The sequence below is a fragment of the Calothrix sp. PCC 6303 genome (genome assembly GCF_000317435.1).
GTDB lineage: Bacteria > Cyanobacteriota > Cyanobacteriia > Cyanobacteriales > Nostocaceae > PCC-6303.
On the sequence record NC_019751.1, the window covers coordinates 1 to 22,044 of the forward strand.

Below are 22,044 nucleotides of genomic sequence, written 5' to 3' on the forward strand. Positions count from 1 at the left end.
TATTATATGAGTTATGGAAATTTCTCTAGATAGCCTCTGGTCTCAGGTATTAGAAAGACTGCAAATAGAACTATCACGACCTACTTTTGAAACTTGGATTAAAACAGCTACTCCCGAACAACTAGAGAATAATTGTTTGGTGATTCGGACTCCAAACCCGTTTGCCAAAAACTGGTTACAAAAATATTACCTAAAAATCATTGCCAATGCAGTGCAAGATATCATTGGACATCCAGTTGATATTTATTTAACCGTTGCCCAAGGTGATGAAATTCAAGTTAATCAGGAAAAAGATATACAGCATTTACCAGAATTATTAGATTATTCACTAAAAATCCATCAAGAACCAAAAATAAAAACTAATTTAAATCTAAAATATGTATTTTCTCGCTTTGTTGTGGGTGCCAATAATCGAATGGCACATGCCGCAGCATTGGCAGTTGCCGAATCACCTGGTAAGGAATTTAATCCTTTATTTTTGTGTGGTGGTGTCGGTTTAGGAAAAACTCACCTCATGCAAGCAATTGGTCATTATCGTCTGGAAATTGATCCAAAATCAAAGATATTTTATGTATCGACCGAGCAATTCACCAATGATTTGATTACAGCAATTCGTCAAGATAAAATGCAAAATTTTCGAGAACATTATCGAGAAGCTGATGTTTTATTAATTGATGATATTCAGTTTATTGAAGATAAAGAATATACTCAAGAAGAGTTTTTCCATACATTTAATACTTTGCATGAATCGGGAAAACAAGTAGTTTTGGCATCAGATAGACCACCAAATCAAATTAGTCGTTTATCAGAACGTCTTTGTTCACGGTTTTCAATGGGTTTAATTGCTGATATCCAAACCCCTGATTTAGAAACGCGGATGGCAATTTTGCAAAACAAAGCTGAGTATGAAAATATTCGTTTACCAAAAAATGTGATTGAGTATATTGCCTCTAGTTATACTTCTAATATTCGAGAGTTAGAAGGTGCATTAATTCGGGTATTAGCCCACACTTCAATTTGGGGTTTACCAATGACAGTTGATAGTATTAGTCCGATTCTACAACCGCGTCAGGAAAAAGTAGCCACAACCCCAGAAACAATCCTCTCAATTATTAGTAATGTTTTTAATATATCTTTAGATGATTTAAAAAGTAATTCCCGTCGTCGAGAAATCAGTTGGGCAAGACAAATTGGAATGTATCTGATGCGTCAGCACACTGATTTGAGTTTACCGAGAATTGGGGAAGAATTTGGCGGGAAAGACCATACCACTGTGATCTATAGTTGTGACAAAATTACTCAACTGCAAAAAACCGATCAAGCGCTGGCACAGACATTACAGAAGTTACGCGATCGCATAAACATGATCAACCGTACTTAAACAGGTAACACTGGAGACTTAGCACATACTTTGCACTACTTAACATAAATTTACATCATCAAGAGTCCCATTTTATCTAACAAATATTCTGAACTAGCAAAACTTTGAGCAATTCCCCTGGTGAAATCAGCGTTTGTCCGCAATTCAATACAGCTAAACCGTTGGTTTGGGCAAGATTAATTAGATTTCCTGAAACTTGACTACCACCAGCAACATCAAACTCATAAAAACCATCAACTAAACGTAATTTGCCCCAAACATAACTTTCACGTTTACCATCACAGCGCAATTCTTGCCGCGCTTTGGCTTTGATAAAAATAGGTTGCCAACCATCACTGAGTCCAGAAAGCTTTTTAATCATAGGTTGGACAAATCGCCAAAATGTCACCAAAGCTGAGACAGGATTTCCTGGCAAACCAAAATAGAGAACTTGTTGATTTTGAAGATTTTTCAAAGTAGCAACGGTAAGGGGTTTACCTGGTTTCATTGCCACAGATTCAACGTGGACTTTAGCACCCAATGATGTCAAAACGTCCTCAACATAGTCGTATTCTCCCACCGATACACCACCAGAAGAGATAACTATATCTGAGGAAATCGCATTTTTCACCGCTACCTCTAAATCTCCTGCTTGATCGGGTACAATTCCCAATATTACAACCTCAACTCCTAGCTGTTTGAGCAATGATGCGATCGCATTCTGGTTAGAATCAACTATTTGTCCAGGTTGTAAAGTCTGCCCTACTGTTACTAATTCATCACCTGTAGAAAAAATAGCTACTTTAAGCTTTCGGTAAACACTGATGCTTTTAACTTGCAATGCTGCCAGTATTGCTATTTCAGTCCCTTGAATCACAATTCCGGCTGGTAATAATTCTTGCCCTGCTTGATAATAAGCCCCTTGCTTCCTCACAAAAGCTTGACATTTAGATGGTGCCGCTTGAATCCAAACCCGGTTTTCCTCCCGTCGTGTCACCTCCTGCATCACCACTGTGTCAGCATCATCAGGCATAACTGCACCCGTAAAAATTCTTGCTGCTTCCCCTGGTTGTAATCTTAATTTGGGTGGATATCCAGCGGGAATTTCGCCAATAATTTCTAAATCAACTGGTTTATCGTCTCTTGCCTGTTCCACATCTTCCCATCGCACCGCATAACCATCCATTGCCGAATTATCCCAATGGGGAAAATCTAAATTACCAATAACAGGTTCTGCCAAAATGCGCCCTAATGCGGATGAGATATCAACCTTTTCTACATCTTTTCGAGGATCTAGAACTTGGACTAAATTAAAAATAATGGTTTCGGCTTCTTGAACTGAAAGCATATTGTTTCTAAAGTTTCACGAAATTACTGATAAGTAGCTATACAAATTAAATTCATTGGTGATATGACAGGCAACAGGGAATGGGGAACAGGCAACAGAAGGTTTTATTAAATTAATACATAACTCCCACAGATAGGTTTAGCACTCCCCCACTCCTCCACTCCTCCCTCCCCCATTCCTTCACTCCCCTACTCCCTATGTCAATCGAACGTATTCCCCCAAAACAATACCCCAGAGTCGATTTTCCCAGACGCGCTGCTGCATGGACAATTGATTTTTTCGGTGCTTGGCTTGCTAGTTCTTTTTTTGGTAACGGTAGTGTTGGTATCCAGTTTCTCCAAATATTTATATTTATTTTCCTGTGGTCAATTTTGCGAGTAATTGTACCTTACAACAATCAAGGGCAAAGTCTAGGAAAATGGGCTTTGGACATGAAAGTGCTGGAATTTGAGCGGGGAAGGATTCCAGATTTATTAATGTTAGGCAAACGAGAGGCTATTATTGGTTTTGGGGCAGTTTTAGCATCAACTGCCCTAAATAACATTATCCAAAATCCGGCTGCTATACTGCTAGTAATTCCCCTAGCAATCGATTGTGCTGCTGCTTTTAGCGATACCATGCTGCGGCAAGCATTGCACGATCGTTATGCTGATACGATGGTAGTTTCGTCGCGTCGTGGCTATTCTCTTGATATCAAAATCAAAAGAATAGTTGGTAGTTTGCGTCGGAATATGCAAAAATAGGGATTTGTGTTAATTCTCTTCAGGCTTTGGTGTTTGTAAGATTATGGCTAAAAGTAAAGGCGTGCGAATTGTGGTGACATTAGAATGCACCGAATGTCGCACCAATCCAGATAAACGTTCTCCCGGTGTTTCGCGGTATACAAGTATGAAAAACCGTCGTAACACCACCAACCGTTTAGAACTGAAAAAGTTCTGTACTCACTGTAATAAACATACTGTTCACAAGGAAATTAAGTAGGAATGAGTTACTATCGTCGTCGGCTTTCGCCAATTAAGCCAGGAGATCCAATCGATTACAAAGATGTGGACTTGCTACGTAAGTTCATTACCGAACGGGGTAAAGTTTTGCCACGTCGGATTACTGGATTAACCACCCAGCAACAAAGAGTATTGACTTTAGCAATCAAACGTGCGCGGATTATGGCTCTGTTGCCATTTATCAACGCTGAAGGCTAAGAATTAGTTAAGAGTAATGAGTTAAGAGTGTAGCTTGCTTCCTCGTAGGAGTAGAGCGATAATTTTCCTTTATGGTAATGAATCGAACTCCTAACTCCTAACTCTAACTGTTGGAGTAAGTTGTTAACATATCGGCTCCGCTTGATGTTAAAACTGAGGGAAGCCAAAACTGCGCGAAGTCGAAACTTGACAAAGCCGAAACTGAGCGAAGTCTGAGTGTAAAATATTTACTAGTATAGTGCGAAGCTTGTGGAGAAGGGGACATTAGTAGAATTTCGGGTGGGAAGCGATCGCCGTTTGGGAATAGTAGACCGTCCCGACGGTAAAACCCGTTGGTTTGTAATTGATGAACGGGGGCAAGCCCACAGTCTAATGCCTCAACAGGTGACTTACGCCGTCACAGGACAGACTTACCTATCATCGCAAATCCCTGGTTTTTTAGCAGAAATACAGCCCTATATCGCCGATCCATCGAGTCTGGAAGTGGCTTGGGAATTATTAGTTGAAGATGGGGACACTGTAAACCCCAAAGAATTAGCAAATCTGCTGTTTTCGGAAACAAAACCACCTCTATGCTATGCCGCACATTGTTTGTTGTCGGATGACAAAATCTACTTCAAGCAGAAGAAAGATGTTTACGAACCGCGAACCGCTGCACAGGTAGCAGAACGAAAGCATCAGCTAGAAGTGGAAGCCCTGAAGGCAAAAGGACAGCAAGAATTTTTACTGCGAGTTGCAGCCGCGTTAAAAGGCGAAGCAGTGGAATGGGAACGTCATGATCGCCATCGCCTCGAAGCCTTAGAAAAGTATGCAACCTTACTGGCAGATGTAGGTAAACCGGGTGTTAACTATGACCAGGTATCCCGTGCGTATCCCCCACCTGCTACAGTCTTAGAAACCATGAATATGCTGGGACGACCAGCAACTCCCCAGGGTGCATTTCAACTCTTAGTGGATTTAGGTTTGTGGAGTGTTAACGAAAACTTATTTTTGCGTCGTTCCGCAATCCCGGTACAGTTTCCTACTAAGGTGATAGAAGTGGCGCAGCAGTCTTTGGAATCACATCCACCCGATCGAGATCGGGATCGTTTAGACCTGACACACCTCAAGGTTTATACAATTGACGATGAGAGTACCACAGAAATTGATGATGGGCTGAGTTGGGAACGCTTAAGTGATGGACGCGATCGCTTGTGGGTTCACATAGCCGATCCGACTCGTTGGTTGATTCCAGAAGGTGATTTAGACCTAGAAGCACGCAAACGCGGCAGTACAGTTTACTTACCAACGGGAATGGTACCAATGTTCCCGGAACTCTTGGCAACAGGACCTATGAGCCTGTTACAAGGACAAATATGCTATGCCTTAAGTTTTGCCGTAATTTTAGACGATGATGGGGCTGTCTCAGAATACAGCATCCACACCAGCTTAGTTAAACCGACATATCGCCTCACCTATGAAGATGTCGATGAAATGCTGGATTTGGGTGTGGAAGCGGAACCAGAAATAGAAGCGATCGCTAAATGGGCGCAGAAGCGTCGCAAATGGAGATACACTCAAGGTGCCATCAGTATCAACATGCCCGAAGCAATGATTAAAGTCAAAGATGACGAAATCAGCATTGATCTGATGGATGATTCTCACTCTCGGCAGTTAGTAGCAGAAATGATGATCGTGGCTGGCGAAGTCGCCGCCCGCTATGGTAAAGAACATGGTATTCCTCTACCATTCCGGGGTCAGCCACAACCAGAACTACCACCCGAACAGGAATTAATGCTGTTGCCCCCTGGCTTTGTTAGGGCTTGCGCTATGCGGCGTTGTATGCCTAAGAGCGAAATGAGCATTACTCCCGTGCGTCACTCAGGTTTAGGCTTAGATACATACACCCAAGCGACCTCCCCAATTCGACGTTACAGCGATTTGCTCACCCACTTCCAAATTAAGGCACATCTGCGGGGAGAACAACTACCTTTTTCCGCCGATCAACTTCGGGATGTAATGATGACTGTAATTGGGACTGCTCAGGAAGTGACAATGGTAGAACGTCAAACCAATCGATATTGGTCATTAGAGTACCTGCGCCGTCATCCTGATAAAATATGGCAAGTAACAGTCCTGATGTGGCTGCGAGAAGACAGCGGTTTAGCCTTAATTCTCCTCGAAGATTTGGGTGTACAATTACCAATGTTCTTCAAGCGGGAAGCAACTTTAGGTGAGCAATTGCTAGTCAAAGTTGGTTTAGCCGATCCACAAAAAGATATTATTCAATTCCAAGAAATTATTTATCAGGAAAGTACAGCAAATTAATTAAGTAGATCACTGTTGAAAATTGTGCTTGTGGGGAGTGAGTAGTCAGTAGCGAATAGGGGTAAGCACAAACATTTGGGGTGACTTTCCCTTTAAAAATATTTTTCAAGAAGTTGTGTTTATTATTGCTTATCTGACTTGAAAATAAAAGTTCGATGGCTATCAAAATAGATACATTCACCTTCTATTTTCATCCGCCTTGGTATACGTCAGCTCATGATGTCATAAAAGGTACAAAATACCACTTTTAAAACATCCTCTAAGCGGTTTTCCCCCACTCGCTACTGACTACTCACCACTCACTTACAATTTATTGAGACTTTCGGAGAATTAAACCCTCCAATTTTCTTAAACCAGAACTTCCTTATTAATAACAGCTAATAAAACCGCTAAATCTGGAGAAACCCTATTTAATAGCTTCAACTCCTTGATAGCAACTTCAAATCTTTTGCCTTCCAATATCAAATCACCAATTCTGAGTAAATCACGCCAACTAACATCACTTTCGATATAAGCTTTCACAATCGTAATTAATAAATCCTGATATCGATTACCTTCAGCTTTAGTCATCATCGTGTGGGGAACCTGAAAAAACTTATCAAAATAGAAAAACCATGACTTCTGTTGATACATCAAGCTTGATTCAAACAAAGATACTAACTCTTTACTATCTATGGATTTATCGCTTTCACTGGAAATAATAAACATTGACGGTAACTTGCGATTTTGTGCTTGCTTTAAAACATATTGACCAAGATCTGCAAAAACCTCCAAACCTGGCATTCTAAACCCCTGATAACCAAAGTTGGGAGAATTATTCCGATGACCCCAGCTTATATAAAATGGTAATATTTGTACGAATAAATCTAGAATATTATTACTACTACTTAAATAAGGTGAAAATAATAAAACTTTGTGAATTTCCTGAGCATATTCTAATGCTAACCATGCAGCTAAAGCTCCTCCACCAGATAATCCACCAATAATAACTTGATCGCCAAAATTCTGAGCAATCTGTAACCAACGATGAGCAAAATCTTGATATGGTTCTGGCTGAGTTGGCAAAGGAGGAGGATTGCGGCTATTCCAATTTCCAGCGATACCGTGACCTGGTAATAAAGGAATTAAAACATTGTAACCACAATTGAATAAAACCTCTGCTAATGGTTTAAATTGATAGGGTGCTGCGGTGAATCCATGGAAGAAAATACAGACTTTATTTGTAGGTTGGGGATGGAGAAATAATTGGGAACTGCAAGCTGAGTTTTTTAATGGTAAATTAATCTCTTGCAATTTTATCTTCTCAAGAAGATCATTTTTAGCAATAGTGTAGTCATCACTTTGAAAAGACATATATAATCGGTGAAAATTTTAACTTGCATATTATATCTCCTTAGCAGTTACTAATTAATAGTCAGATTATCGGCTGCTGACAGTCAATAACCTGGCAAATGATTTACAAAAAATTATTCAGCTACTAATTCTCCTTTATAACCCTCAACAAGTTAAACTAGGTCTGGTTGAGAATAGCTCAAGTATCTGGTGGTTATGAGGTTTTATGGCAACAAATGTAGATGAAATTGCCAAGTTTTTAGATAATCTTGGCTGGGAATACCAGGTTGAAAAAGAAGATGAACGGATAGTTACAGGAGTTGAAGCTGAGAACATCGAAGATTTTTTGATAGTTGTACAACTTGATGAAGATGGACGATTTTTCCGTTTATTCGCACCCCAAGTTTTGGCTGGAGTAGACGAACATCCGCATAAAGCTGCAATCTTACAAACTATGTTGGCAATTTCTTGGGAAACCAAAATGTTGCAGTGGGAGTATGACCCATCTGATGGAGAAATTCGTGCCATAATTGAGTTTCCCTTAGAAGATTCGGTTTTAACTGAGAAACAGTTTAACCGTTGCTTAACTGGTTTAATTCAATTGGTGGATGGTGTGGCAATGCCGCGCTTGCAACATGTAATGGAAACAGGTGAAGATCAAGGGAATGTAGAACTTGGGGAAAGACTATTGTTAAGCATTCAGGAAGAAGCGCCTGGTTTGCTAGACTTACTAGAAAAAGCGATGGAAGCGAGAAAAAAGCGGGGAAGATTTCCTAGCGATTGAGCCGAAGCGTTAAATAAATAGCTATACTTCAAGGTGATACCCTTAATATACTGAATATTTTCTGGGGCTGGATTTATGGCATCCTATGCAACCTCCTCTGCCAAAGCGGAAATGAGTGAACTACGGCGGTTAAAGGGCTTACTACCGCCAGAATTGCAGAGTTGGGTCACAGTTGAAGGTACGACTGATGTCAATCCTTCCTTGATTCGTTGTGAAGAAATTGGTAAAGACCAAGTAGAAGTTCAGATTGACTTGGTGAAATGGGATAACCTTGCAATTGATCAACGGAATCTGCTTTTTTGGCATGAAGTTGCCCGCATTCAAAACGACACGATTCCCAAAGATGGTTGGGAAATGGCTGCACTGGCAATTGGTTTGGGCGGTGCGGTTGGTGAATTGTGGGTACAGGATGGATTATTGTTAATTTTGGCGATGGCACTGTGTGGGGTGTCGGGTTGGCGACTATATCAAAAGAACAGTGGTGATAAAGTAGCCAGAGAATTAATCGAAGCGGATGAGAAAGCGATCGCACTCGCCCAAAGATTCGGTTACACTCTCCCCAATGCCTACAAAAGTCTCGGTAGTGCTTTGAAAACCCTTATTGAAACTACACCAGGTAAACGTCAGCGCTCTAAGTATGAAGCCCGATTGTCGGCGCTGAAACGTAGTGCGAACAAAGTACGTGGAAAATCAAAGGAAAACAATGATAATGATATGTATTAAATTTATACAATGATTTTGTTATAGATTTAGTTGAGAAGCGATATTCCCTAGAAATATCGCTTCTTTTTCGTATCTTCTTTCCACACCCCTAGACACCCACACTTCGTACAGAAAACTCGTATCTTTTTTTAATGTTCTACAGGAATTTTATCAGTACATTCCTGTAGATTAAAACTTAAAGGTTAAGGAAAATTTAAACGTTGCTATCTCCAAAGTAAAGTCTATCAAATCTTTGACAAACTTAGGTTTCGCTTCATCATAAGGTCATAAATTATCAGCCTTTGGTTTGGTAAAACTATGAGATGGACACTAGGGAGTCAACGAACAACAAATTTCATAGCTGATCAATAAATTTGTGTGTTTGTGGAATCACACGCACATCTTTGATAAATTCCTTCATCATCGCCTGCCAACTCAAAACTTGGTATGGAGTTGGGGCAAGTACAGGTAACTCAGTTAACTGTGCATTCGTCCCCAACGGTGTCACAGGCTGTAAAAACACTGGAATTGTAGAGTTTACCCCAGCCACCAATTCCGCCGCCTGTTTCAACTCAGAGGGTTCCGTATTTTTAGAAATAATTATCTTGATAAACACTTCCTGGTGCGATTCAGCACAGAGCTTGAGAAATGCATGATGTTCTTGCCAACGGCTTTCTCCACTAGTGCTAGGAAGTTTAAAATCCATACCAACTAAATCAAGGTATGGGAGAATCTTAGCTAATTTTTCTGGGCGATGCCCGCCAGTCTCCAGGTATATAGGTAAACCTGTCACCGAGCGGAGTTTAGGTAGAAACTGGGCTAAAAATGGGGCATGAAGTAGTGGTTCTCCACCAGTGATACTAATGCTATCGTGTAAACCAGGTATATTTTGCCGCTCGACCCATTCGACTAATATAGGTAAGGGAACTGGATTAGTATGAGTTTCAAAATCTCGCAATCCGGGAGAACGCTCAATCTGACAAGTAACAGGTGCATTCCAAGTGTGAGCGCTGTCACAAAAGTGACAACGCAAGTCACACAAAGCAAAACGAACAAAAATTTGACGCGTTCCCACATTCAGTCCTTCTCCTTGGATGGCAGAAAAGACCTCAATCAGGCGTGCGGTGGGTGTATCAATCGTTTCTTGTATCATGTGAGATGGCAACAGGGATGTGTTTTTCAAGGAGTATATAGCGAAGGCAAATTTTGATTTCTTTTTCTATTGTGAATCCTTGTTAAAGAACTTTCTTTTCATCACACTTGACTAGTGTTTATTTTTAATTAGATCTAAAAATCTAAATACTTAGGATATTCGCTAGGAACAATAATTTTGGGCAAAATACATTTATAAAGCAACGAAAGTGCAAGGTTTCATGACTAGCCAACCCGCAGAGGCAGATTTTCCAGTCACATATGTGAATGACTCGGCAATAGTGCAGGTACCTCACAGGTTGAGCGTACTTGAGGCTGTAGCCTTTAAGCAAATCTGTCAAGATTTAATGAAAGCAAACGCTGTACTCAAGCGAATCATTGTTGCCTTTGATCAGACAACATTCATGGATAGCAGCGGTTTAGGTGCTTTGGTGAGTAATTTTAAACTCACCCAAGAAAAAGGCATTGAGATGATGTTACGTAACGTCACACCTCAAGTTATGGCAGTATTAAATCTGACAGGACTTGATCAAGTTTTTCCAATTGAAACGAATGAAGCAACTGCATTGCTCTCTAACGTCGAATTAGAAGAACAATTACCAACCACCCATCCTTCCATCAAGTCTTGGATGAAACGCTTTATCGATATTGTTGGAGCATTGGTTGGTTTGGTGATTACGGGGATTTTGTTGATTCCCATTGCCTTAGCAATTCAAATTAACGATCCCGGTCCCGTTTTCTTTGCTCAGATTCGCTGTGGCTGGATGGGAAAACAGTTTAAGATTTGGAAGTTTCGCTCAATGTGTGTTGATGCAGAAGCCAAAAAAGCAGAATTGGAAAAACAAAACCAAGTTCAAGGGGCATTTTTCAAGATTGATAATGATCCGCGAGTCACAAAGGTTGGTCGGTTTTTACGACGAACTAGCCTAGATGAACTACCACAATTTTGGAACGTTCTCAAAGGTGAAATGAGTTTAGTGGGGACTCGTCCCCCCACACCTAACGAGGTCGGTAGTTACGAAGTACCTGAATGGCAACGTTTGGATGTTAAACCAGGTATGACTGGTGAATGGCAAGTCAATGGCAGATCGACAATCCGTAGCTTTGAAGATGTAATCCGTTTGGATTTGCAATATCAGAAAAACTGGAGCTTAATATACGATTTGAAGCTGATTTTGAAAACAATCACCATTTTGTTTGATCGTAAAAGCGGTGCAGTCTAAAAGATATTTATACGTAATATCAGGTTAAATAACTTGGAATCTTAATTAAAATCCCCTCTTCTTTGTTCTTTTGAAGCAAGTTGGGGGGATTTTGATCATCGTTGATTACCTAAAAACATCAAATTTAAGATCCAACACTACTAGTAAGTTCAACAGTTCGATGAAGGGATACTTTAAAAGACCTGAACATATTGTTAAAACGCTCTTCTAGCCGCTAAATAGGGATGGAAATTCTCATAATTTTTCTTTTTTGAGCCTCGATAATTACTAAATCTAAATATATTCAAGATTTAGCTATAGAGATTCTACTGAGAAGTATCCCGCAAATAAAACATTTTACTGAAAAAAAACGTGTAACAAAAATAGCATCACCTACAGAATGTACCTTGATCAAATTTCATTCAATCTTCAACGAAAAACAACAGACATTATTTCATTCAGGAGAGAAAATTATGATTACAGGTGTTTAACCGCACAAAAAACTTTAAGAAGTAACATCGCTTCTTTAAAAATCTTTTAATCCACAAGTCACAGCTATTCAAAAAGATACTATTATGCGAATTTTAATTTACTCCTACAACTACTATCCCGAACCAATTGGAATTGCCCCGTTGATGACGGAATTAGCTGAAGGACTCGTAAAACGTGGTCATGAAGTGCGTGTTGTGACAGCAATGCCAAATTACCCCCAACGAGAAATCTATGAAGCATATCGGGGTAAGATGTTTGTTGAGGAAGAGAAAAATGGTGTGCAAATTCGCCGCAGTTTCGTTTGGATTCGTCCGCAACCAAATTTATTAGACCGGGTAATGCTGGATGCTAGTTTTGTTGTCACTAGCTTTTTACCTGCTTTGCTCGGTTGGAGACCAGATGTAATTTTAACAACATCACCATCGTTACCAGGTTGTGTTCCGGCTGCTGCTTTGGGTGGTATCTTTGGTTGTCCTGTGGTGCTAAATTTACAAGATATTTTACCTGATGCGGCAATCCATGTGGGATTGATCAAGAGTAAATTCCTAATTAAGGTATTTACAGCTTTAGAGAAGTTTTCTTACCGAACTGCTACCAAAATTAGTGTGATTGCTGATGGTTTTGTGGATAACCTTCTGAAGAAAGGTGTCAAGGCAAGCAAAATGGTACAAATTCCCAACTGGGTTGATGTTAATTTTATTCGTCCAATGCCTAAAGAGGGAAATGCTTTTAGAGAGACGCACAATTTACAAGGTAAATTCGTGGTGCAGTATTCCGGTAATATTGCCTTGACTCAAGGGTTAGAGACAGTTGTCAAAGCTGCTAGTAAATTACGTCACATTCCCGATATTACTTTTGTAATTGTGGGTGAAGCTAGTGGTTTACAGCGTTTACAACAAGAATGTCAGGACAATGGTGCCGATAATGTGTTGTTGCTACCTTTCCAACCACGGGAAAAATTACCGGAAATGTTAGCCGCTGCTGATGTTGGCTTGGTGGTGCAGAAGAAAAATGTTATTTCGTTCAACATGCCCTCGAAAATTCAGGTACTTTTAGCTAGTGGTCGGGCTTTGGTGGCTTCGGTACCCGATAATGGGACAGCAGCAAGGGCTATTCGTAATAGTCAAGGTGGTGTGGTTGTACCACCAGAGGATGCGGAAGCTTTAGCAGCAGCAATTTTGGAATTGTATCAAAATCCCGAACAGGTAAATTCCCTAGGTTATAACAGCCGAAAATTTGCGGTGGAAAATTATTCCTTTGATAATGCTTTGAATCAGTATGAATCATTATTTAATGCTGTGGTTAAACGGAATATTTCCAAGCCGACACCAAATATGGTGCGTCACCCATTAACTGTGGCACCTGCTTATGAACCCGTATTTTATACGGTTAATGATGCTGAAATTAGAGAATCAAAGGTGGTAACTAAGCCCTAATTTTATGGTTATTTGGTGGGAATGCAGGCTGAGGTGACGAATACAGGGAAAATTCACAGCTACCATTTTTAAGTTAAAATTTAGATTAAGATATAGACATTATTGTCAAAAGTTTTGCCTAATTCCTGCTAAAGCCAATAACCAATAACTTATACCGATTTGAAAAAACAACGCGACAGATACATATTTGTAGAGACGTAGCAGTGCTACGTCTCTACCGTTGCATGTGTTGCAATCATTATTTCAATTGGTATTACCTAGATTCCCACTATGGGCGAAAAATTCCTAGCTTGGTTAACCGCAAATGTCTCAACTGCTAGGATTCAGTATATTCTGAGAGTTGAGCAAATGGCGGTTCACCTGGGTTGTGTTAACAATGTTAATCCACAACAGGTTACTACATCTGCTTTGACGCATGATTTAACCAAATAGTTTTTCCGCACCAGCAACTCCTGAAAATGGTAGAAGCAGATGGGGTATTGATCAAGTTACGCAGATCAACCCCCGTCTGCTTCATGCTGATGTATGGGTAATTGCAGCACCTATTACTTTTGGAGTTACAGATTCCGAAATATTAGAGGCAATTGCAAATCATACTCTAGGGAAGCCAGGAATGAGCTTACTTGGATGTATAATCTTGTTGGTAGCAAAAGATTTGCGATGGTTTTACCTGCCAAATATTTTTGAAGACAGACACTTTGGAACCAGGACGAGGTGATATTCCAAAATTAAAACATTTTTGGCAACTTACCCAGGAAAGTTGACATCAGGCGATGGCTTTTAGTTGTAACTACATCTTGAAGGCTTGGTTGCAAACCCTCATTTTACCCCATCGACGGGTAGTGAATACGCGCAATTGGTTTACACAAAAATGGAAGTCAAAACCAACTATTGTTAAATCTAGCCCATAAATATCACTTTTTTTGCTAGTATGCAAAAAAAACTAATTACGCAACTAGGGCGCAGTTAGGATTCAATTGATTATTATTTTGATTTTAATCTTTGTCAAAAAATTCAGGTGGCTTAATTCTTAATGTCCGATAACTTCCCAGTAAATTTTCCCTCACAATCCGTTGCAGTGACAAATAACACAGTCAACAACATATCAATCGATGACAATGACAGTAGCGCTCAACTAGCCTTGAGTGCAGCCTTAGCTGGATCTGAACGCAAAGCTGCTGACATTTGTCTTTTGAAGATTTCGGAAGTATCGTACCTGGCTGATTATTTTGTTGTCATGACTGGTTACTCGCGGGTACAAGTACGAGCGATCGCTGATTCAGTAGAAGATAAAATTGAAGAAGATTTACACCGTCGTCCTTTACGTAGCGAAGGTAAAGCTGACGGTAACTGGATTCTCCATGATTATGGTGATGTGATTGTTCATGTGATGATGACTAAAGAACGGGAATTCTACAATTTAGAAGCCTTTTGGGGTCATGGAGAGCGAATTGAGTTTTCGCCCCCCCATGATGGGAGTCAGCCAATATGATGGAATCGTCGGTTTCCCATTGCCCAGTTCCTACCGAACAACAGCCTGTAAATGAATATGAGCAGTTAAAGTCAGCTTGGCTATTTCGTGATTGTGCCGCTAGCTTGTGGGATTACATCACGAAAATCGCCTGGATTTTCGGGATTACGGGTTTTTTTGCGATTCCCGTTGCTGCTGCAAGTTTTCCCCCTCACAAATATTTGACAGAGTTTGTCTTAAGTGGGATGGCTGGGGCTAGTATTGGGGTGGTTTTGATTTTAGTGCGTTTATATTTGGGCTGGATTTATGTACGCGATCGCTTAATGAGTCCAGTGGTGTTTTATGAGGAATCCGGGTGGTACGATGGACAAACCTGGAAAAAACCCCAAGAAGTGTTAACACGCGATCGCTTAATTGTTTCTTACCAACTTCAACCAATATTACGCCGCCTGCAACTCACTTTTTTGGGCTTGGCGGCTCTATACGTTGCTGGTACAATCATCTGGCAAACTTTATAAAAATAAAAAACTTCCCATAACAATCGAAATCATTAAAATCGCAAAATTGCTGGGAAATCCTAATTCCAACAATTTCCATACCCAGGGGTAAGACTAAAAAATTTATCATCAAAAATGAAGAAACGAACTCAAGCCGCTGCAATAGAAGTTAGACTGCTGCGCGAAGGTATTATCGAATCTAAGCATACTGTTGAGGCTGTAGTTTCTGACAATCGAGGAAGAATATTATCAGTTGCGGGAAATGCAGAAACTGCCACATTTGTCCGTTCCGCACTCAAACCATTCCAAGCATTGGCTGTCACAACTACAGGTACTCTAGAACGCTATAATTTAAGCGATCGTGACCTAGCAATTATTACCAGTTCCCATAAAGGTACAATCGACCAAGTTAGACAAGTGTTTAATGTGCTGTGGCGGGCTGATATCGACCCCACAGCCCTCAAATGCCCGGTTCCCCAAGGAAAAAGTAGCAATCTGGAGTATAACTGTTCCGGAAAACACGCGGGAATGCTGGCAGTTTGTCAACAACGTAATTTTCCCCTAGCTACCTATCTGGATCGAAAACACCCAGTTCAGCAATTGATTTTAACAAAAGTTGCTGAACTTCTGCGGATGCCAGCAGCCGAGTTTATCGCTGTTCATGATGACTGTGGTGTTCCCACATACTTGATGCAGCTAGGACAAATGGCTGATTTGTATGCTCAATTGGCATCAGGGAACAGCTTGGATATGGAACGCATTATCCGCGCTATGACTCACCACTCCACCATGGTAGCTGGAGATGGGGAATTTGATACGGAATTAATGCGCCTAACTCCCGGCGAAATTGTCAGCAAATCTGGGGCTGAAGGTGTTCAATGTCTCAGTCGCATCGGGGAAGGCATGGGACTGGCGATCAAAGTTATGGATGGGGCAAAACGAGCAAAATACGCCGTTGCAATTCACTTACTCCAACGATTAGGATGGATCACTCCCAGCGTTGCCGAAGCCCTATCCGAAAAGTTTATGAACCTAGGAAAATACACACGTTTAGAAGTAATTGGTGAATTATCGTTTTTGTAGTTGCCAAACTTTGAGTTTTGGGTTATATTAATTGAAGACGCGAAACGACGCGGGATAGAGCAGCCTGGTAGCTCGTCGGGCTCATAACCCGAAGGTCAGTGGTTCAAATCCACTTCCCGCCACCAAATAAAAATCAAAACTCCACTACTGAAATGGTAGTGGAGTTTTGCTGTTAGGATAAATGTAGGCTGGATAGGTTGTGGATTATTGTTAATGACGGAGGAGAGCCGCCACATCCGCCATGATATAAAGCTTCTTCAACCAATTGAAACCCTCTAACAAGTTTTTCGATCCACCCAAAATATACTTTAAAATACCAGATGAAACCGTAACCATTGAAGTTTCGATCTATCCTGGAAGAAAATCATCCCAGCGTATGGAGAATCATAGTTGTGAAGTTGCAGCGACCAATATTAGTGGGAGGACTGGGACTGTCCTTTGTGTTGTGGCTATTTAGTAGCTTGCAAGACTCACTTGTCCAAGTCGGTGAAGTAAGTTTATTAAGTTTAATTATAGTTGGTGGAGGTTTGTGGTTCCTTAAGCAGAACCGCGTACCAACTACCATAGAATCAGTAGAGAATTTACCACGCGATCGCGCTACTGTAGTATCGGAGATTTCTCAAGCTGAAGTTGTGGTGAATTGTTTAGCCAACGAAGCCGAAAATCACCCCCTATTAACTAACTTACGCCAACAAGTTAGTAATTTAGAAACCGAAATTGACAGAAACGAAATAAAATTAGCTGTCACAGGTGGCAAATCTACAGGTAAAACCACACTAATTCAAACCCTTGCCGCAAATTGGCAACCAGGAATAAACCAAGCAGTTAGCTTTGAGGAAACAGCCCCATTATTTATTCAAGATGCTACTAACCTCAAGGGGATATTCGCCTCCAACGATTATGTACTGTTTCTCGTTAACGGTGACATCACCAGCAGCGAATATCAATTTCTCCAACAGCTAAAAACCAATAATCATCGCACCACACTGGTTTTTAATAAACAAGACCAATATTCACCAGACGAACGTACCAGCATTTTCCTGTCATTGCAACAGCGGATGTCAGGAAATGTGATTACCACATCAGCAGCACCACTTCCTATTAAAGTTCGTCAACATAGCGATGACGGTTCCTTTCAAGAATACTTAGAACAACCAGCACCTGATACTGAAAAACTTCAGCAACACTTGCTTGATGTTTTAACACAACAAGGACAACAGTTAGTTTGGGCAACAACAGTTAGGAAAGCCAGATTGTTGAAGTTTGAAGCCAAAAATAGCCTCAATACCCTCAGAAAGGAACGTGCAACCCCTATAACTGAACAATATCAGTGGATAGCTGCTGCTGCTGCCTTCGCCAATCCTGTACCAGCATTGGATCTTTTAGCGACAGCAGCTATAAATGCCCAAATGGTAATGGATTTAGGCAATATCTATCAGCAGAAGTTTTCTTTAGAACAGGCAAAAACCGTAGCCGCAGAAATGGGTGGATTGATGCTGAAATTGGGTTTGGTGGAACTTTCCACCAAGGCAATCGGTATAGTTTTAAAAAGTAATGCTGTCACCTTTGCAGTTGGTGGTGTCATCCAAGGTGTAAGTGCAGCATACCTAACGAGAATTGCTGGTTTAGCTTTGGTAGAATATTTCCAAGCACAGGAAATTGCCATCGATACGGGTAATGCTTTGAATCTGGATAAACTCCGTCAAACCCTGCAAAATGTCTTCCAACAAAATCAGCAAATATCCTACTTACAAGGTTTTATTCAGCAAGGAGTAAAACGCTTGTTACCGGAAACTGAAATCACTCTTGATCATACTCCTGCCTAAAGCTAGATAGAAATTCAATAGTCTGCTTCATTTGTCCAAAAAATCAGGGTAAGTAATCGTGCAGAATTATTTACACACAAGGATCTAGTTTGGATAAGGGTTTCATGCCTTAATCTTGTGTAATTAATTTTGTTGAACTACTTATTACCTTTCATTTGAACAGAAAACCTCCGTAGAGACGTTACATATAACGTCTCTACAATTTTGTGAAATGTCATCTTTGAAGCAAATCATCAAGATACATAACTGATATTTATTAAAATAGTCTTAAGTTTTGATAAGATATTTAAATCAATTAGTGCTAGAGTAATGCGATGGCAATAGATCATGCGGATATTGATATCGCTCCATTTATCGATCATTCGCTGCTGATACCCACTGCTACCCTGCAACAGGTTCAGCAATGGTGCGAAGAAGCCGATAGATTTGGTTTTGCAGCAGTTTGTATAAATCCTACTTATGTACAGCAAGCAGCAGAATTCCTTCATGGCAAAAACCCAAAGGTATGTACTGTCATCGGTTTCCCCACTGGTGCAGTGACTACGGCAACAAAGCTATATGAAGCACAGGAAGCAGTAGAAAACGGCGCTAAAGAATTAGATCTGGTAATCAATTTAGGTTGGTTGAAATCAGGCGAAACGGAAAAAATGCACCGCGAAATTGCTGAGATTTGTGCGGAAACAGGACAACCGGTTAAGGTTATATTAGAAACAACCCTATTAACAGATACTGAGAAGCGATTAGCGGCGGAAATTGCGATGGATGCAGGAGCGCAATTTCTCAAAACTAGTACGGGGTGGAATGGGGGTGCAACGGTTGATGATGTTCGACTTCTCAAAGAACTAGCCAAAGATAGGGTAGGAATTAAGGCTTCAGGGGGTATTCGTACAGTTGAACAAGCTCTAGACTTAATAGTGGCAGGTGCAACTCGCTTAGGAACTTCTAATGGTGTTGCTTTACTACGTCAGCGTAGTAATCCCAAGCAACAGGAGTAGGGAAGATTTATCAAAAGCTTGATTGACTTTGTTTAGACTGATGGCTAATGGCTGATAATTAAATGAGTAAAACTTACAAAGCCACGGGAATTAATCTCAAGGCTACGGTATTCGGCGAATCGGATAGATTGGTGACAATTTTAACTAAAGAATTTGGTTTGCTGAAAGCGATCGCACCCGGTTCTAGGAAGCATAATTCCAGTCTAGGTGGACGTAGTGCGATGTTTGTCGTTAATGAGCTATTAATTGCCAAGGGAAAAACTCTAGACAAAATTACTCAGGCACAAACTATAAAATCTTACCCAGGATTGGCAAAAAACTTACTAAAGTTAGTTGCCAGTCAGTATTTAGCTGAGATAGTTTTGTGTGAAGCTATCAGTGAACTACCCCAAGAAGAACTTTACGAATTATTAAACGAACATCTGACTCGGTTGGAAGATTCACCCAGTAACGATTCTGTGACGATTTTAGCCTTGCTAGTGCAAGCTATGTTTCAATTTTTAACCCTAGCTGGTTTTACACCGCAAGTCCAAACCTGTTGTTTGACACAAAAACCACTAATAATAAATTTTCAAGACCCCAACTGGCGGGTAGGATTTAGTATTAGCGCAGGTGGAACAGTTAGTATTAAAGCATGGGAAGAAGCGAAATTAGAAGCAATTAAAGTACAGCAGGCAAGGGAAGATGACTCGAAAATTACAACCACGATGGAATTGCTACCAACTTCCTGGGAAACTATTTTTCATCAACAAGAATTACCACCTTTAACTAAACGTCTCAAGGCTGGGGAACTGTTACTACTTCAGCAACTATCACAAACAGATACTCTTGTGCTGGATATCGCTAATAATAGTAATTGGATATCTATAGAAAAAATATTGCGCCAATATGCACAGTACCATTTTGGTCGCTCAATTCGCTCTGCTGCCCTAATTGATTCTTATTTTGCTGCCCATTATGATGCAACCATCTGATTTGGATCGAAAAATCCTATCGCCATTACCTAGTCACATTACAAAATCTAACCGAGTAACACCACCCAAAAATAATTATTTGAGTGCGGTTCCTTCTTCTCCATTCAATCAGGAAATGTCAGCAAAAGATATTTCCCAAGACAATAATATAACTTCTGATTCTGTCAGGAATAAAGATATCAATAATCCGTCAGAAAAAGCATCAACAGAAAATTTATTATCTGAAGATTCTCATCATCAAGATGACAAATCGAATGCTTTTAAAGGCGAGAATGATAATAAAATACCAAATTTACAACTAGTATTAAACTCAGAAGAAACTGAAAAACAGGGATTTTTACCAGTTTTAAAAAATTCCAACTTTTTAGCACTTTGGGGCGGACAAGTTTTTTGTCAATTAGCTGATAAAGTCTATTTAGTATTGATGATTGCTCTGATTAACACCCAGTTTCAAACTGGTGAAAGTAGTATTGGTGGCTGGGTGTCAGCATTGATGATGGCATTTACAATTCCAGCAGTATTATTTGGTTCTTTGGCAGGGGTTTTTGTCGATCGTTGGTCGAAAAAAACCGTGTTAGTATCGACTAATATTTTTCGAGGAATTTTGGTTCTAGCTATCCCCCCATTACTGTGGTTTACCCACGATTGGCAGCCAGTGGGGGTGCTGCCGGTGGGATTTTTGATTATTTTGGGAGTCACCTTTTTAGTTTCGACACTGACACAGTTCTTTGCCCCCGCAGAACAAGCAGCTATTCCGTTGGTAGTTCCAGAAAAAGATTTACTATCAGCAAATTCGCTGTATACCACCACCATGATGGCATCAGTAATAGTTGGGTTTGCAGTGGGAGAACCATTGTTAGCAGCAGCAGATCAAATCTGGTCAAACTTTGGTGGTATGGATGGATTAGGTAAGGAATTAGTGGTGGGAGGCAGTTATGCGATCGCAGGATTAATTCTGCTATGTTTAATTACTAAGGAAAAACCCCAAGACGCAACCCTAGAAAAGCCTCACGTTTTTGCTGATTTAAAAGACGGATTTGGCTACCTCAAAACCAATAAACAAATCCGTAATTCTTTAATCCAATTAGTTCTCCTGTTTTCAGTATTTGCAGCTTTAACAGTCTTAGCTGTGAGAATGGCTGAAATTATTCCCAACCTAAAACCCCAACAATTTGGCTTTCTCCTGGCAGCAGGTGGTGTTGGTATCGCACTAGGGGCTATAATCATAGGTCAGTTTGGTCAGCGTTTCTCCCATAGACAACTAAGTTTATATGGATGCTTGGGAATGGCTGTATCTTTGGCAGGACTTGCTATCTTCACTCAACAGTTATTCATAGTGTTAGGTTTAATCACCTTAGTTGGTATATTTGGGGCATTAATCGGTATCCCTACCCAAACCGCAATCCAAACCGAAACCCCCGCTGAAATGCGTGGGAAAGTCTTCGGATTACAAAATAACGTGATTAATATTGCCCTATCTCTGCCCCTGGCTCTAGCTGGTATCGCTGAAGCCTTCTTGGGATTAAGAATAGTCTTTTTTGCCCTATCAATGATAGTTTTCCTCGGAGGTGCATTTACCTGGTATGGTAGCGGGGAATAACTACTTACTCAATACAATATTTAACTAAATTAGCAGGAACTCACGCTGATTAAAAGCTTGTGCTTTCATGCTAAACTGTTTTCAAATAAATTGAGTTACACTCGTTGCTCAAAAATTCCGATTGTGATTTTGGCATGTGTGATGTAGTACTAAATGCTCTTTACACATCTAAAACAACAGCTAAAAAATTGACAAAAACAGTAGGTAAATGCGCTAAATTCAGAAAAGTTAATTTATATTAGTTTAATTGTAATTTGGTGATAGTTTATGCTTGCAGTAGTTGC

The 22,044-nt window shown here is 40.3% G+C and carries 20 protein-coding genes and 1 tRNA gene; 18 read left to right on the forward strand and 3 right to left on the reverse strand.

Going from position 1 to position 22,044, the window contains the following annotated elements; translation table 11 throughout:
* Window positions 1-13 precede the first annotated feature (13 nt).
* The gene (dnaA, locus tag CAL6303_RS00005; RefSeq protein WP_015195772.1) at window positions 14-1,381 is read left to right on the forward strand and encodes a chromosomal replication initiator protein DnaA; all 1,368 of its coding nucleotides are present in this window, start codon (window positions 14-16) and stop codon (window positions 1,379-1,381) included.
* 76 nt (window positions 1,382-1,457) lie between these two features.
* Here the strand turns inward: dnaA and glp are convergent, their stop codons facing one another.
* Window positions 1,458-2,708, reverse strand: a complete 1,251-nt coding sequence (gene glp, locus CAL6303_RS00010; protein ID WP_015195773.1) for a gephyrin-like molybdotransferase Glp — start codon at window positions 2,706-2,708, stop codon at window positions 1,458-1,460.
* A 197-nt stretch (window positions 2,709-2,905) separates the two neighbouring features.
* On the opposite strand from glp, the gene CAL6303_RS00015 reads away from it, so the two are divergent.
* The 4 genes from CAL6303_RS00015 to CAL6303_RS00025 all read left to right on the forward strand — a co-directional run bounded on the left by CAL6303_RS00015 (window position 2,906) and on the right by CAL6303_RS00025 (window position 6,214).
* Entirely contained in the window at window positions 2,906-3,451 is a 546-nt protein-coding gene (locus tag CAL6303_RS00015; RefSeq protein ID WP_015195774.1) for an RDD family protein, read from the forward strand.
* Window positions 3,452-3,494: 43 nt separating this feature from the next.
* The gene (gene rpmG / locus CAL6303_RS28875) at window positions 3,495-3,689 is read left to right on the forward strand and encodes a 50S ribosomal protein L33 (protein WP_015195775.1); all 195 of its coding nucleotides are present in this window, start codon (window positions 3,495-3,497) and stop codon (window positions 3,687-3,689) included.
* A gap of 2 nt (window positions 3,690-3,691) precedes the next feature.
* A complete protein-coding gene (rpsR, locus tag CAL6303_RS00020) occupies window positions 3,692-3,907 on the forward strand; it encodes a 30S ribosomal protein S18 (RefSeq protein WP_015195776.1) in 216 nt (71 codons plus the stop codon).
* Window positions 3,908-4,156: 249 nt separating this feature from the next.
* Window positions 4,157-6,214 carry a ribonuclease catalytic domain-containing protein gene (locus CAL6303_RS00025; RefSeq protein ID WP_015195777.1) on the forward strand — a complete coding sequence of 686 codons (2,058 nt, stop codon included), beginning with the start codon at window positions 4,157-4,159 and terminating at the stop codon, window positions 6,212-6,214.
* Between the two features lie 348 nt (window positions 6,215-6,562).
* Here the strand turns inward: CAL6303_RS00025 and CAL6303_RS00030 are convergent, their stop codons facing one another.
* On the reverse strand, window positions 6,563-7,567 hold the full coding sequence (locus CAL6303_RS00030) for an alpha/beta hydrolase (RefSeq protein WP_015195778.1): 1,005 nt from the start codon (window positions 7,565-7,567) through the stop codon (window positions 6,563-6,565).
* 205 nt (window positions 7,568-7,772) lie between these two features.
* Here CAL6303_RS00030 and CAL6303_RS00035 point away from each other — a divergent pair, with 205 nt between their 5' ends.
* Window positions 7,773-8,330, forward strand: a complete 558-nt coding sequence (locus CAL6303_RS00035) for a hypothetical protein (RefSeq protein ID WP_015195779.1) — start codon at window positions 7,773-7,775, stop codon at window positions 8,328-8,330.
* A gap of 75 nt (window positions 8,331-8,405) precedes the next feature.
* Window positions 8,406-9,053 (forward strand): DUF3318 domain-containing protein, encoded by a 648-nt coding sequence (locus tag CAL6303_RS00040; protein WP_015195780.1) that lies wholly within the window; start codon window positions 8,406-8,408, stop codon window positions 9,051-9,053.
* A gap of 334 nt (window positions 9,054-9,387) precedes the next feature.
* On the opposite strand, the gene CAL6303_RS00045 is transcribed toward CAL6303_RS00040, so the two are convergent.
* Window positions 9,388-10,185, reverse strand: a complete 798-nt coding sequence (locus tag CAL6303_RS00045; RefSeq protein ID WP_015195781.1) for a 7-carboxy-7-deazaguanine synthase QueE — start codon at window positions 10,183-10,185, stop codon at window positions 9,388-9,390.
* A 220-nt stretch (window positions 10,186-10,405) separates the two neighbouring features.
* Between CAL6303_RS00045 and CAL6303_RS00050 the strand changes: the two genes are divergently transcribed.
* The 11 genes from CAL6303_RS00050 (at window position 10,406) to CAL6303_RS00100 (ending at window position 21,760) form a co-directional block, all read left to right on the forward strand.
* Entirely contained in the window at window positions 10,406-11,407 is a 1,002-nt protein-coding gene (locus CAL6303_RS00050; RefSeq protein ID WP_015195782.1) for an anti-sigma factor antagonist, read from the forward strand.
* A 554-nt stretch (window positions 11,408-11,961) separates the two neighbouring features.
* On the forward strand, window positions 11,962-13,314 hold the full coding sequence (locus CAL6303_RS00055) for a glycosyltransferase family 4 protein (RefSeq protein WP_015195783.1): 1,353 nt from the start codon (window positions 11,962-11,964) through the stop codon (window positions 13,312-13,314).
* A 270-nt stretch (window positions 13,315-13,584) separates the two neighbouring features.
* The gene (locus CAL6303_RS30120; protein WP_158333116.1) at window positions 13,585-13,746 is read left to right on the forward strand and encodes a hypothetical protein; all 162 of its coding nucleotides are present in this window, start codon (window positions 13,585-13,587) and stop codon (window positions 13,744-13,746) included.
* Window positions 13,747-14,347: 601 nt separating this feature from the next.
* Window positions 14,348-14,806, forward strand: a complete 459-nt coding sequence (gene rsfS / locus CAL6303_RS00065) for a ribosome silencing factor (RefSeq protein ID WP_015195784.1) — start codon at window positions 14,348-14,350, stop codon at window positions 14,804-14,806.
* Window positions 14,803-15,303, forward strand: coding sequence for a CGLD27 family protein (locus CAL6303_RS00070; RefSeq protein ID WP_015195785.1), 501 nt, complete (start codon window positions 14,803-14,805; stop codon window positions 15,301-15,303). The genes rsfS and CAL6303_RS00070 overlap by 4 nt, the downstream gene beginning before the upstream one ends.
* A 114-nt stretch (window positions 15,304-15,417) precedes the next feature.
* Entirely contained in the window at window positions 15,418-16,365 is a 948-nt protein-coding gene (locus CAL6303_RS00075) for an asparaginase (RefSeq protein ID WP_015195786.1), read from the forward strand.
* 48 nt (window positions 16,366-16,413) lie between these two features.
* Window positions 16,414-16,490: transfer RNA gene (locus CAL6303_RS00080), tRNA-Met, on the forward strand.
* Window positions 16,491-16,751: 261 nt separating this feature from the next.
* The gene (locus tag CAL6303_RS00085; protein WP_041740040.1) at window positions 16,752-18,191 is read left to right on the forward strand and encodes a YcjF family protein; all 1,440 of its coding nucleotides are present in this window, start codon (window positions 16,752-16,754) and stop codon (window positions 18,189-18,191) included.
* Between the two features lie 314 nt (window positions 18,192-18,505).
* Window positions 18,506-19,186 carry a deoxyribose-phosphate aldolase gene (gene deoC, locus CAL6303_RS00090; RefSeq protein ID WP_015195788.1) on the forward strand — a complete coding sequence of 227 codons (681 nt, stop codon included), beginning with the start codon at window positions 18,506-18,508 and terminating at the stop codon, window positions 19,184-19,186.
* A 62-nt stretch (window positions 19,187-19,248) separates the two neighbouring features.
* Window positions 19,249-20,160 carry a DNA repair protein RecO gene (gene recO / locus CAL6303_RS00095; RefSeq protein WP_015195789.1) on the forward strand — a complete coding sequence of 304 codons (912 nt, stop codon included), beginning with the start codon at window positions 19,249-19,251 and terminating at the stop codon, window positions 20,158-20,160.
* Entirely contained in the window at window positions 20,144-21,760 is a 1,617-nt protein-coding gene (locus CAL6303_RS00100) for an MFS transporter (RefSeq protein WP_015195790.1), read from the forward strand. The genes recO and CAL6303_RS00100 overlap by 17 nt, the downstream gene beginning before the upstream one ends.
* Window positions 21,761-22,044 lie beyond the last annotated feature (284 nt).